The organism is Brevibacillus ruminantium (assembly GCF_023746555.1).
GTDB classification, from domain to species: domain Bacteria; phylum Bacillota; class Bacilli; order Brevibacillales; family Brevibacillaceae; genus Brevibacillus; species Brevibacillus ruminantium.
Map to the genome: position 1 here is coordinate 4,372,373 of NZ_CP098755.1, position 11,979 is coordinate 4,384,351.

The 11,979-nt window shown below is 50.0% G+C and carries 13 protein-coding genes; 2 read left to right on the plus strand and 11 right to left on the minus strand.

Going from position 1 to position 11,979, the window contains the following annotated elements:
* Window positions 1-64 precede the first annotated feature (64 nt).
* The 3 genes from NDK47_RS21460 to NDK47_RS21470 form a co-directional block, all read right to left on the minus strand.
* Window positions 65-550, minus strand: a complete 486-nt coding sequence (locus NDK47_RS21460) for a ferritin family protein (protein ID WP_251871796.1) — start codon at window positions 548-550, stop codon at window positions 65-67.
* A gap of 176 nt (window positions 551-726) precedes the next feature.
* Window positions 727-2,856 carry a bifunctional diguanylate cyclase/phosphodiesterase gene (locus NDK47_RS21465; RefSeq protein ID WP_251871797.1) on the minus strand — a complete coding sequence of 710 codons (2,130 nt, stop codon included), beginning with the start codon at window positions 2,854-2,856 and terminating at the stop codon, window positions 727-729.
* A 120-nt stretch (window positions 2,857-2,976) separates the two neighbouring features.
* Entirely contained in the window at window positions 2,977-3,141 is a 165-nt protein-coding gene (locus NDK47_RS21470) for a hypothetical protein (protein WP_251871798.1), read from the minus strand.
* 120 nt (window positions 3,142-3,261) lie between these two features.
* Here NDK47_RS21470 and NDK47_RS21475 point away from each other — a divergent pair, with 120 nt between their 5' ends.
* Window positions 3,262-4,131: a DMT family transporter gene (locus NDK47_RS21475; protein ID WP_251871799.1), complete on the plus strand. Its 870-nt coding sequence runs from the start codon at window positions 3,262-3,264 to the stop codon at window positions 4,129-4,131.
* Window positions 4,132-4,178: 47 nt separating this feature from the next.
* Here NDK47_RS21475 and NDK47_RS21480 read toward each other — a convergent pair whose 3' ends face one another.
* The 7 genes from NDK47_RS21480 to NDK47_RS21510 form a co-directional block, all read right to left on the minus strand.
* Window positions 4,179-4,499: a WGxxGxxG family protein gene (locus tag NDK47_RS21480; protein ID WP_251871800.1), complete on the minus strand. Its 321-nt coding sequence runs from the start codon at window positions 4,497-4,499 to the stop codon at window positions 4,179-4,181.
* Between the two features lie 240 nt (window positions 4,500-4,739).
* Window positions 4,740-6,032, minus strand: coding sequence for a TRAP transporter large permease (locus tag NDK47_RS21485; protein ID WP_251871801.1), 1,293 nt, complete (start codon window positions 6,030-6,032; stop codon window positions 4,740-4,742).
* Complete coding sequence (locus NDK47_RS21490; RefSeq protein ID WP_251871802.1) at window positions 6,029-6,511, minus strand: TRAP transporter small permease; 483 nt, start codon at window positions 6,509-6,511, stop codon at window positions 6,029-6,031. Before NDK47_RS21490 ends, NDK47_RS21485 begins: the two co-directional genes overlap by 4 nt.
* A gap of 92 nt (window positions 6,512-6,603) precedes the next feature.
* Window positions 6,604-7,641, minus strand: coding sequence for a TRAP transporter substrate-binding protein (locus NDK47_RS21495; protein WP_251871803.1), 1,038 nt, complete (start codon window positions 7,639-7,641; stop codon window positions 6,604-6,606).
* 33 nt (window positions 7,642-7,674) lie between these two features.
* The gene (locus NDK47_RS21500; protein WP_251871804.1) at window positions 7,675-8,469 is read right to left on the minus strand and encodes an HpcH/HpaI aldolase family protein; all 795 of its coding nucleotides are present in this window, start codon (window positions 8,467-8,469) and stop codon (window positions 7,675-7,677) included.
* Entirely contained in the window at window positions 8,462-8,794 is a 333-nt protein-coding gene (locus NDK47_RS21505) for a cupin domain-containing protein (RefSeq protein WP_251871805.1), read from the minus strand. The genes NDK47_RS21500 and NDK47_RS21505 overlap by 8 nt, the downstream gene beginning before the upstream one ends.
* A gap of 224 nt (window positions 8,795-9,018) precedes the next feature.
* On the minus strand, window positions 9,019-9,696 hold the full coding sequence (locus NDK47_RS21510) for a GntR family transcriptional regulator (protein WP_251871806.1): 678 nt from the start codon (window positions 9,694-9,696) through the stop codon (window positions 9,019-9,021).
* A 135-nt stretch (window positions 9,697-9,831) separates the two neighbouring features.
* Here NDK47_RS21510 and NDK47_RS21515 point away from each other — a divergent pair, with 135 nt between their 5' ends.
* Window positions 9,832-10,722 (plus strand): DUF6282 family protein, encoded by an 891-nt coding sequence (locus tag NDK47_RS21515; protein ID WP_251871807.1) that lies wholly within the window; start codon window positions 9,832-9,834, stop codon window positions 10,720-10,722.
* Between the two features lie 76 nt (window positions 10,723-10,798).
* Here NDK47_RS21515 and yhbH read toward each other — a convergent pair whose 3' ends face one another.
* Window positions 10,799-11,956: a sporulation protein YhbH gene (yhbH, locus tag NDK47_RS21520; protein ID WP_251871808.1), complete on the minus strand. Its 1,158-nt coding sequence runs from the start codon at window positions 11,954-11,956 to the stop codon at window positions 10,799-10,801.
* Between the last annotated feature and the right edge of the window lie 23 nt (window positions 11,957-11,979).

Genomic DNA, 11,979 nt, shown 5'->3' on the forward strand with positions numbered 1-11,979 from the left:
GAGGCTGCCTTCTTTTTGCAATTTTCCCCTTGGCTGATCCGTACATACCTTGTGTGACAGCTGCTTAGCTGCCAAGTGAAATCAGGATATTGCTAAACCAGGTGGAATGGCGCTGTTCATCCTCAGCAGCCCGCAGAAATGCTCGCCTGATGTGGGGATTCGCTGTCGCCTCAGCAAAATCTCGATACGAGTCCATCGACTCCAGCTCATCTCGAATCGCCAGTTCAACTCCTTTGCGAAAGGATTCGGGCGCAGGGACAGCTTCTCTGAGCAGTTGCGGTTCTCTCCCGGTAATCTGTCTGTACAGTTGGGAAAAGTTCGTCAAGTGCTTGATTCGCTCGTCCTTGATGATATTGATCAAGACTCTCAGATTCTCGCTGGGGGCTAGTTCCGCCAGTTGGGCGTAAAATTTTCCCGCCCTTTCCTCGCGGCGTACAGCCCGCAAGAGATCTGCAGCCAATCTCCTCTCTGCCGGTTCAACAGCCCTTTGCCTGCCTTCGTCCTGCATCGGTACAGGCCAGCGCACCGGGTAGACGGGGTATCCGTACATGCTTTTTCCTCCAGACGATATGGGTATTCAACCACAGCATATGATCCGCCCAGAGGGAGGTGCGCCCAACTTTAGAGAAAAGAGGGAACCTATGAAATTGCCGCTTTTTTGAACGTAAAAAGAGAGCGCATGGCAGCATGGCTCTCTGGATGGTATCCGGCAATTCCGAGAAAATCTTATGAGTTTTTATGGGCAGACAAGAGATACTGCTCAAAATCCCCTGTCGGCAAAGGCTTGCTGAACAGGTAGCCTTGTCCCTGATCACAACCGTTTTCGCTGAGGGCCGCCACTTGGTCTAGCAGCTCTACTCCTTCGGCGATGACGTTGAGATTCAGGCTTTCCGCAATCGTCACGATCGCTTTCACAATCGCCTGACTCTCCTGATTTTGATGGATATCCTGAATAAAGGAGGCGTCGATTTTAATCGTATCAATCGGCAAGTGTTTGATATAGCTAAAAGAATTATAACCGGTTCCAAAGTCATCGATGGATATCTGCACACCGGAGTCCCGGATCGCTTGCAAAATCTCAATCGCTTCTTCCAGCTTGACCAAAACACTCTCGGTGATCTCCAGCTCCAGCCATTGGGCGTCCAGTCCCGTCTCTTTGAGGACCGTCTGGATCACCTCGACAAGATTTTTCTGGTGAAGCTGGCGGGCCGACAGATTGACGGATACCTTGAGCGGCGGGAAGCCCTCATCCTGCCATCGCTTGTTCTGCTGGCATGCGTGCCGCAAGATCCACTCTCCCAGCTCGATAATCATCCCGGTCTCTTCTGCGATCGGGATAAAGCGATTGGGCGGAATGATTCCCAGCTCCGGATGAATCCAGCGGACAAGCGCCTCCATCCCGGTCAATTTTCCCGTCGACAGATCCTTTTTCGGTTGATAGTAAATTTCAAAATGCCCCTGAGCAATGGCCTTGCGCAGTTCATTTTCCATCAGGATGCGCTCCAGCGTCTTCGCTTCCATCGTCGGGTCAAAGAATTCGTAGCTGTTTCGCCCTCTGGATTTCACTACATACAGTGCCGTATCCGCTCTCTTCAGCAGGTCATCCAACTGATCCCCGTCTTTGGGGAACAGGGAAATCCCGATGCTCATTGAAAGCGTAAAGCTCTGTCCTGCCACCAGGAGAGGCTTTTGCAGCAGCCCCTGCAGACGGGAAACGATGCTCTCTACCTCTTCCTGGCCGGAAATATTGGTCAGTACGATGGTATACTCATCGCCGCCGAGCCGGGCAACCATATCATGCTTGCGGATACAGCTTTTCAAGCGTTTGGCCGCTTCCAGCAGGATCAAGTCCCCGACGTCATGCCCCCAGGTGTCGTTGATGTCTTTCAAACGATCCAGATCCAGAAACAGCACCGCCAGCTGGGCACCGACCCTTTTGGCTTTATTCAGCTCCTTGCTCAGATACTGAACAAATAACCGGCGATTGGGCAAATCCGTCAACGTATCATGGTACGCCAAATGGTGGATCGTTTGCTCAGATTTCTTTCTCTCGGTAATGTCACGTGACACCAGAACCAGCTTGCGCACGGCTCCAGCAGCAGTCAAAACCGGATTGAGCGTCGTTTCTACCCAAATCGGCTTTTTAGCCTTGGTACAGAGACGGTATTCAATTTGCCTGCTCTTCCGGGTTGCAAAAGCATGTTCAACCGCTTCGCTCATAATCTCCCTGTCGTCTTCCGCTATCCAGGAGAGCAGGTTATGCTCTGCGTTTTCAGCGATATCATAGCCAAGCACCACTTCATGTGAAGGCGAAAGATAAAGGAAGTTGCCTTCCCGGTCGATTACACCGATCAAATCTGTCGTATTTTCTGTGATCAAACGATACTTCTCTTCGCTTTGCTTTACCTCTTCCTCCATCTTTTTGCGGTCGGTAATATCGTTGCGGATGGATACATATTGGTACGGTACTCCCTTTTCATCCATAAAAGGCACGATGGTGGTATCCACCCAGTAGATAGAGCCGGTTTTGGCGCGGTTGCACACTTCGCCCCGCCAAATTTGGCCCGAACCGATCGTCGCCCACATGTTTTTGAAAAATTCCTTCGGGTGGTAGCTGGAGTTCAGGATGCGATGATCCTCCCCGATCAGTTCATCCGGCTCATAACCGGAAATCCTGCAGAACTGTTCGTTGGCGTAAAGGATGATTCCTTTGTGATCTGTGATCGCAACGATAGAGGACTGGTCAAGCGCATATTTCACATCCGCCAGCTCGCGCATTACTTCTTTTAATCTGTCATTGGTCTGGAAAAGTCCAGCCCATTCCTTTTGATCGAGGGAAAACAATTCACTTTTCATTTTATCACCGGTTCTTTCCCGTCATTACGCTCTCTCTCTACCACATTACCATATCTTCTCATCTTGACAAACAAATACGTGATAAGTTACGAAAAGTGTACCAATTTTTATGGACTTTCTTCACTTTCGTTCTTCGAGGCTAAGTCCAAATTGGTCGGAAAGCCCTGCTAGTCCGGCAGCGGTCACGCGGACGGCCCGCCCATTCGGAAGGCGCTCAATCCAGCCCAGTTCAAAGAGTCGATTGGTCCCGTACGATTCCCACTCTTCGCTTTTATCGTACAACATGCATACTTCGATGTTAATCGAAACGTAAAAACCGTACGATAATGATGACAGATAAAAAATGTGAGCCTGTGTACGAAGAAAATGAAACCCCTCACAACTTGAAGGAAAGAAGGTTGGAAAATGAATCCTGTGCTGTACGGAAGCCTCGTCGTGCTGACCACACTCTTGATGGGTTCCTCCTTTGCCATTGGGAAAATAGGCTTGGACTATGTTTCCCCACTCTTGCTGGTGGGCTGTCGGTTCACACTGGCCGGTCTGCTGATGGCGCTATGGGTGCGAAACATGCCATTTCCGAAAACCCTGCAAGGGTGGACGCGAGTGCTTCTCATCGGTTTTTTGCAAACGGCCGGCGTCATGGGCTGTATTTTTCTCAGCTTGCGCACGATCACGGCTGCCGAATCATCCATTCTCACCTTTTTAAATCCCCTGCTCGTCGTCATTCTAAGTACCTGGCTGCTCGGTACCAAATACCGTCCTTCCCAATGGCTCGGGGTTCTCATCGGATTTATCGGTGTTGCCATCACACTGGGATTTCATTTGCAGTGGAGTACCGGCACGCTTTGGGGTCTGGGTGCAGCCATCTTTTGGTCACTCGGCACCCTCTCCATCAAAAAGTGGGGAGCTGATCTGCACGTCTGGGTATTGACTGCGTTCCAGATGTTATTTGGTGGACTGCTTCTGCTTTTGATGGCGGTCACCCTGGAGACACCCAAACTGATCGTGACTCCCACCTCAGTTTTTATCATTCTCTGGCTCGCTATCATGGCCTCGATTGTTCAATTCGCCGGCTGGTTTTATCTTCTGGCCAAAGGCGATCCCGGCAAAACAAGCGCATTCCTCTTTTTAGCTCCGTTTTTTGGCGTGTTGTCGGGCTGGCTGCTGCTGGGCGAAAAAGTGGAGTGGTACGTCTATCTGGGTGGCGCACTCATTTTCTCCGGTATCTTTCTGGTCAACTGGACGGTCGCCAAACCAAAACCCGCCTCAGCTTAGCCAAGGCGGGTTCTTTTTGTTGAAAAATAGTACCCAGGTTTATTCGCTTACCGCTGTGGTTCGCGGCTCCGGTTACGACCCGTCAAACCGGCCAGACCGAACAGTCCCAGCAAGCCGATCCAGCCCCAGTTTCTGCCGGTAGCAGCCGTGGTTCTGTACATATTGCGATAGCCGTCGACGCCTGTGGTACCGGTTACGCCTGTTCCCGTGCCGGTTCCTACAGCAGTTCCTGTTCCTGGCCCAGTGGTTCCGGTATTGGTTGTAGCACCGACATTCCCGGTTCCTCCAGTCTCCGCAAACGCAGATACGCCGCCCATTGTGAAAACCAGAGCGAGAGTCAAAATCAATGTACCCAGCTTCTTCATCATGAAAAACCCCCCAAAATGGATAATCACTTGCTATTAGCAAGAGTTTCCATCCTGAAGGGTAAATATTCATGCTCTTTAACGGAAGCTGGCCCGTTCCACTTTACAAATCCGCGTTACAAATTGGCGGTTTGCCTTTCTCCTGTGCTACCTGATGCTCCGCGTTTTCCTTCTTGGCAAACAGGCTCATGATCGTTGACAGAAAGGAGTTTGTCAAGCGTTCGAGGTGTCGGAGTGCGTTTCTCACTGTCCGATCAACCCTGCCATCTTCGGCAGGAACAGAGAGAGCTCAGGCACATAGGTAACGACCAAGAGCGTCACCAGAATGGAAATAAAGAACGGCACACATGCCTTTACCAGCCGTTGCAGTGGTACCTTCGTCACGTTGGACGTTACGAACAAAACCACGCCGACGGGAGGTGTCACCAGGCCAAGTGCCAGGTTAATCGAGATAATGAGACCGAAATGAACCGGATCGACACCGATGCTGGTGACAACGGGAAGAAGCACCGGTACCAAAATAAGAAGCGCTGCCGTAATATCCAGAAACATGCCGACGATCAAGAGCAGGACGTTGATCAAAAGCAGGATCACGATCGGACTGTCACTGATGGCCAGCATTACGGACGCGATTTTTTGGGGGAGCTGCTCGATAGCCAGCGACCATCCCAGAATATTCGAGGTGGCGATAATAAAGGTAATCGAAGCTGTTATGATCCCGGTGTGCAGCAAAATTTTTGGCAGGTGCGAAAGCTTCAACGTCCGGTAGACAAACAATCCCACGATCAACGCCACAAAGCAGGCGATCGCACCGGATTCTGTCGGTGTAAAGATACCGGAATAAATACCGCCCAAGATAATGAGGGGAATCAGCAAAGCAGGGATTGCCTGATAAAAAGAGAGCCAAAACTCTTTAAAGGTGGGGAAAGGGTGCTTTTTTAGTGCCACTCCTTTTTTCCGTACATAGAAATACACGACAACCATGTGAGCCACAGCGATCAGGAACGCCGGAATAATCCCCGCCAGGAACAACGCGCCAATAGACGTACTGGCAGCCACTCCATAAATGATGAAGATCAAGCTTGGCGGGTGAATCGGCCCGATTATCGAAGAGGTGGCCGTCAGTGCGGAAGAAAAATCGCGGTCATATCCATCCTTCTCCATCTCGGGAACCATCATCGAGCCGCGAATCGCCGCTTCCGCATTGGCTGAACCAACGATCGCACCAAGAAAGAGCGCTACCACCACATTGACATAGCCGATCCCTCCCCGTACATATCCGATCAGGCTGCGGGAAAATCCAATCAGCTTTGTCGTTATCCCGGAGGCATTCATCAGCTCGCCCGCCAGAATAAAGAACGGGATCGCAAGCAATGTAAAGCTGTCCACGTTGGAATACATCCGCTGGGTCATCGCCGGTAAGAGGTGGAACTCGCCGGTGCTGAGCAGATGGAGAAAACCGGTGATCCCAATCACGAAGGCGATGGGAGCTCCCAGTCCCAACAGGACCACAAATCCAATCAGCGCGTACATCATTGGTCAGCTCCCCCTTCCTGTTTCTTCTCCACCAATAGGGCGACCGCATGAACAAGCGTCATTAGCATGCCGAGCGGAATGGACATATACACCACAAACATGGGCATCTGCAGTCCAGGTGTATGCTGGATCATCGCTGTTTTTGAGAAGGTTTGTTGCAAGCCGTAAAAAGTCAGAACCAGAATGAAGCTGATTGTGAAAAAGTGCAGGAAGCCGGAAGCGATTTTTCGGACGTGCGAAGGAAGCATGCGCATGAACATATCAAACCCGACCAGCTCTTTCCTTTTATAGACTGCGCTGGCTCCGATAAAGGTAAGCCAGACCAGCGTAAACCGCGCCACTTCTTCCGACCAGGAGAACGAGTGATGAAAAACGTTTCTTGCGATCACTTCTGTAAGCGTAACGCATGCCATGATCCCGACCAGAACCATGATCAGCCATGTTGAAATTCGATATACCCAGTTGCTCAACTGCTGCAAGCGAATCGCCACCTTACCGTTTAGTCATGAGCAGATACCCTGTTGTGAAAGCAGACCGGGGCAAAGCTGATCCCTTTGCCCCACTCTTTTGTTTATTTCATTTTTTGCACTTCATCTACAAATTTGCCAATGAGCGGATTTTTCGCCGTGTAGGTCTCATAGACAGCATGGGTAATGTCCAAAAACTCTTTGTTGTCTTGCAACTCGGTGACCTCAATACCTTCCTGCTTTAACGTTTTCAAAGCGTCCTCGTCCAATTTCTTTACTTCCTCCAGCACGTATACCGCTGCCTCGTCAGCCGCTTCCTGAATCGCTTTTTGATCCTCTGCGGAGAGCTTGTTGAATACATCGGAGTTAAACACGACTGCGGCGGGGAAAGGGAACTGCCCCGACAGTGTCACATGTTTCAAAACCTCGTAGTGCTTTTCCGATACGATGGACGTCAAATTAATCTCTTCCCCATCAATCACCTTCGTTTGCAGGGAGGAATAGATTTCGCCATAGGCCATCGGGGTAGGAGAAGCACCCAGCGAGCTGAACGTATCCTTGATCAGATCAGAAGGCACCACCCGAAGCTTCAGTCCCTTCAAATCTGCGGGAGTCTCCACTTTTTTCTTGTTGTTGGCAATATGACGCATGCCGCCTTCGAACAAGGTTAACCCCTTCAATCCAAGAGACCCGTCGAGACTGTCCAGCAATTCCTTGGTCACCGGCGACTTCAATACCTTTGCTTCCAGATCGTAGTTATTGATAAGAAACGGCATCTGTACGGCATCCAGCACCGGGGTAAATCCGCTGAAAATGGCGCTGGAAACAGCAGCCGCATCCAAGGTGCCGTTCATCGTTTGCTCCAGGATTTCTCTGTCGTCACCAAGCTGACGCGACGGAAAAACGGTCAGGATGACGCGATCGTTCGTTTTCGTTTTCACCAGCTCGGCAAATTTTTCGGTAGCCATGTGGAAAGGATGGGTCTCTGCAGCCGCATGAGCAAACTTAATTTTTATGACTTGCTCTTTTGGGGCCCCTGCATCGGACGAATTCGCAGTCGAACCGCCGCCAGCTTGTCCACCGCAAGCTGTTAACAGGAGCGCCATCGACAAACTTACCAGAAAACCGCTTCTTTTTTTCATGAAAATCCCCTCTTTCTCTCTGTTTGCCAACTATCAAATTTCGCGATCAATTTGTTCCTGCAATTGCTTGATACTGGTTAGGGCTTGTTTAAACACCGCCAAGTCCGATCCCCAGACGATGTAAGGAATTCCTTGTTCCAAAGCGAATCGGTACTCCCTTTCGTTATTGACGACAATCCCTGGCTGCTTCCCATTTTTACGGCAGGACTCCAGGATCGTTTTTACCGCCTCAGACAGTCCTCCCTCTAGATAATCCGGGGAAACCTGCAAGGCGATCGACAGATCCACAGGACCGATAAAAACGACATCCAATCCGTCCGCGCCGCAGATTTCGTCCACCTGTTGATACGCACTTACTGTTTCGATGTGGACAGCGATCGTGGTTCTCTCATTTGCTTCCTGCATATACTGCTTGCCGGAAACAAATCCGTATTTGGCTGCCCGGTGCGCGTATGTAACTCCCCGTATACCCCGTGGAGGGTACATCGCGCTTTTGATGACCGCCTTAACGTCCCGGGCATCATTGATTTGCGGGACCTGTATCCCTGTTGCCCCCAGATCAAGCGCATGAAGAATTGTGCTGGCTTGTGCATCCGGAACGCGGACGATGGTATGGAGTCCGTACAGATCGGCTGCCCGAACCATCTGTTCCACCTGCTGAAACGTCAAGGCGGTGTGCTCCATGTCAATTACGATAAAATCAAAGCCGGCCAGCCCGATGATTTCAACCAGTTCCAATGAATGCGCTTTCGAAAAGATTCCGATCTGCGGTTTGCCCGCAGAAAGCTGTTGTTTCATCAGCGGTGTTTCACGCTTGATCTTATTCATCATACTCAGCCCGCTTCGGTGTGAACACGTCAAGATTGATGACGACTTCATCACCGATCACTTCCGCATAATGCTCAACATCAGGCGGAACCACCAATAATCCTCCTTCTTCTAAAATGACTGCTTCTTCCCCCACATGAAATTTCACTTTGCCACTCATGATATACACGATTTGCTCGTAATGGTGGCTGTGCGGCCTCGGTTCGTGTCCCGGTACCAGCGTGTTAATAGCGAGCGTTGCTCCTTCGCCGCTAAACCCTTTCCTGGTTACTCCTTCCCGAACAAAAACCTCTTGAATCTGATTCCAGTTGGAAACCTTCAGCATCTGTCTTCCTCCTAAATTTTATCGGATATATCTTATTTCGAAAATAGTTATATAATTCTTTCTCAAATTATATATTATTTGATTCGAATTATATATAAATAGAAAAAGACTGTCAATTCGAAAATATATGCTTTTTGCGTTTTGTTTTTTGAGGAGGAAGGGCTGTATATAATTAACTGAATATTCCGAATACAAATATCAGGTAAAATGGGTGCCTGCCCATTTTAACCTCCGAGAAGTGATTGTGATAACCGCAATGCATGTAACACGCCCCGGAAACCATTTTCTTTCTGAAAGCGGATCACCGCTGCCGCTTTCTCTTCATCCTTTGCGATGATTGCCTCTATAATTTCCCGATGCTCCGCATTTGACCTGCGCAGCCGTTCCGGGTCGTGTTGGAAGATCATTTTGGAGTTTTCGCTTCGCACATACAGGTTTTCAATGATTTCTGTCAAATATGGTGCATGGGATGCCCGATAAAGGAGTTGGTGAAACTCTCGATTGTGGGCTGTGTAAGCGGGAATATCGTTATTTTGGTAGCTCTCCTCCATCTTCCCCACGCAGCGCTCCAGCTCAGCGACTTCTTCCGGAGTTGCTGATCTGACCGCAAGACGAGTCGCCAGGGTTTCCAACTCCACCCGGATCAGAAAGATCTCTTCCAGATTGTTGATATTTAGTGCTGCCACGCGAGCCCCGCTGTGAGACTTCACTTCGAGCAAGCCTTCCGAGCCCAATTTTTTTACTGCTTCCCTGACCGGGATGTCGCTTACGCCCAATTGGCGAGAAATTTCACGTATGATGATACGGTCCCCCGGCTTGTATACCCCCGTATTAATTTGTTCCTTCAAAAATTCATAGACTTTATCTGATTTGGTATTCCCTTCGAGATGGTCCATCAGCATCAAACAACTCCCTCTCTATTTGCAAATGATCCCTACTTGAAAAATGAAGCCGCATCTTATAATATACAATTTAACACGAAATTATATATAATGCCATGCCGGATTCCATTTTATCCTGGAAAGAGAGTTGATATAATGTACGCTGAAATTCTTGAGGGCGCCTACGATCTTCATGTCCACACCGGTCCCGACGTCAGCCCCAGAAAGCTGGACGACCTGGATATGGCAGAGAGGTTGCGAAAAATCGGCATGAAAGGCTTCGGGATCAAATCCCATTATTTTTGTACAGCGGAACGGGCTCGTCTTGTAAAGAAGCTGTATCCGGACATCAATCCGCTCGGCGCCGTTTGCCTGAATTATCCGACAGGCGGCATCAATCCTGCGGCCGTAGAAATGGCAGCACGAGACGGTGCCAAAATTGTTTGGATGCCCACCTTTGATGCGGCAAACGAGCTGGATTATCTCTTGAATCAGGGCAGTTATGGAGAACTGCCGCCTTGGGCCAAAGTCCAGCTGGAATTGAATCAGCAAGGAAAGGGGCAAGCCGGTATCAGCATTTTGGAAGACGGCAAATTGACCAAAAGCACGCTGGATGTCCTGGATATTGTTGCCCAGCACCGGCTCATTCTTGCGACCGGCCACTTGAGCAAAACCGAAATTTTTGCCTTGGTCAAAGCGGCGAAAGAGCAGCAGGTCAAAAATATCGTCATTACGCACCCGACCTTTTCTTCGGTCAACCTGTCAAAAGAGGAACAAAAAGAGCTGGCAGAGCTGGGTGCCTATCTGGAGCAGTGTTTTGGTGTAATCACGCCCGTTTATGGGATTGATTGGGACGGCCTTTATGAAACCATCCAGTATGTCGGTCCTGCGCATTGTATCCTGTCGAGTGATCTGGGACAGGTAAACAACCCTTATCCGGATGAAGGGATGATTACCTTCGTGCAGAATTTGCTCGAAAACGGATTTACGAAAGCTGAGATCAAAAAGATGACTGTGGAAAATACGACAATGCTGGCGGAGGGGTAGGCTCTCCTTTCCGTTCCGAAATGAATACCACACGCAAACGCTCCCTCCGATATACCGGAGAGAGCGTTTCTTCTCTTCAGACCAGTGCTTCTCTTTTTCCAAAAAACGTTCGCAAAGCTTTATAGACCTCGCCCTTCTCGCGTATCACACAATACTGGAATTTCGGGTCTTTGATATGGCGGTAGGCGGACATCAGGGTGCTGTGCCTGTTGTATTGATTTACTTCGCCATAGCAGAACATATTGCACCGCTCCATCAATTCCTTGACCAGTTTGACGCAGCGCTCGTTGTCCGAGGTAAGGTTGTCGCCGTCCGAAAAGTGGAACGGATAAATGTTGTACTGCGAAGTGGGATAACGGCTGTCGATGATCTCCAAAGCTTTTTTGTACGCGGAGGAGCAGATCGTCCCGCCGCTCTCGCCCTTGGAGAAAAAGACGTCCTCCGGTACCTCCTTGGCATCGGTATGGTGGGCGATAAAGGCAATCTCCACTTTTTCATACTTCGTCCGCAGGAAGCGCACCATCCAGAAAAAGAAGCTGCGCGCGATATATTTTTCAAAGACGCCCATCGACCCCGAAGTGTCCATCATCGCAATAATGACAGCATTGGAATGCGGCTTGATGATTTCCTCCCAGGTCTTGAACCTAAGGTCTTCATCTGTGATCCCCAGCTCCAGATCGCTGTAACCGGCCAAGGCATTGCGCCGAATCGCGGCGATCAGCGTACGCTTTTTATCGATGTTTCCCATTAAGCCCTTTTTGCGAACATCGTTAAACCGCGTCTCTTCGATGACGATCTGATCCTCATCCTTGCGCTGCAGATTGGGCAGCTCCAGCTCGGAAAAGAGCATCTCCTCCAGCTCTTCCACGCTGATTTCCGCTTCAAAGTAATCAACACCCGGTTGGTCCCCTGCTCCCTGGCCTTTTCCTGCTCCCTGGGCCGGGTCCCCGTCCTTGGCAATCACGTCTCCTACCTTGCTGTCTCCCTTTCCCTGCCCGCCATGCTTTCCTTTTTGGAAATTGTAGCGCAGCCGGTATTCGTCGAGGGAGCGGATCGGGATTTTGATGACGTCACGTCCGTTTGACATGATAATGCTCTCTTCACTGACCAGATCAGGCAGATTTTTTTTGATCGCTTCCTTCACCTTTTCTTGATGTCGGTTCTGGTCCTGGTACCCTTTGCGGTGCAGCGACCAGTCTTCCCGGGAGACGACAAACGGTACCGAATCCTCCATAGGGTCCCCTCCTACTGGCGCAG

What these genes read in the sequence shown, in the direction of transcription:
- NDK47_RS21485 (WP_251871801.1), bottom strand. Translation starts at nt 6,032, where the DNA reads ATGATGTACGCGCTGATTGGATTTGTGGTCCTGTTGGGACTGGGAGCT.
- NDK47_RS21470 (WP_251871798.1), bottom strand. Translation starts at nt 3,141, where the DNA reads ATGTTGTACGATAAAAGCGAAGAGTGGGAATCGTACGGGACCAATCGA.
- NDK47_RS21475 (WP_251871799.1), top strand. Translation starts at nt 3,262, where the DNA reads ATGAATCCTGTGCTGTACGGAAGCCTCGTCGTGCTGACCACACTCTTG.
- NDK47_RS21505 (WP_251871805.1), bottom strand. Translation starts at nt 8,794, where the DNA reads ATGCTGAAGGTTTCCAACTGGAATCAGATTCAAGAGGTTTTTGTTCGG.
- NDK47_RS21465 (WP_251871797.1), bottom strand. Translation starts at nt 2,856, where the DNA reads ATGAAAAGTGAATTGTTTTCCCTCGATCAAAAGGAATGGGCTGGACTT.
- NDK47_RS21460 (WP_251871796.1), bottom strand. Translation starts at nt 550, where the DNA reads ATGTACGGATACCCCGTCTACCCGGTGCGCTGGCCTGTACCGATGCAG.
- NDK47_RS21500 (WP_251871804.1), bottom strand. Translation starts at nt 8,469, where the DNA reads ATGAATAAGATCAAGCGTGAAACACCGCTGATGAAACAACAGCTTTCT.
- NDK47_RS21480 (WP_251871800.1), bottom strand. Translation starts at nt 4,499, where the DNA reads ATGATGAAGAAGCTGGGTACATTGATTTTGACTCTCGCTCTGGTTTTC.
- NDK47_RS21510 (WP_251871806.1), bottom strand. Translation starts at nt 9,696, where the DNA reads ATGCTGATGGACCATCTCGAAGGGAATACCAAATCAGATAAAGTCTAT.
- yhbH (WP_251871808.1), bottom strand. Translation starts at nt 11,956, where the DNA reads ATGGAGGATTCGGTACCGTTTGTCGTCTCCCGGGAAGACTGGTCGCTG.
- NDK47_RS21495 (WP_251871803.1), bottom strand. Translation starts at nt 7,641, where the DNA reads ATGAAAAAAAGAAGCGGTTTTCTGGTAAGTTTGTCGATGGCGCTCCTG.
- NDK47_RS21515 (WP_251871807.1), top strand. Translation starts at nt 9,832, where the DNA reads ATGTACGCTGAAATTCTTGAGGGCGCCTACGATCTTCATGTCCACACC.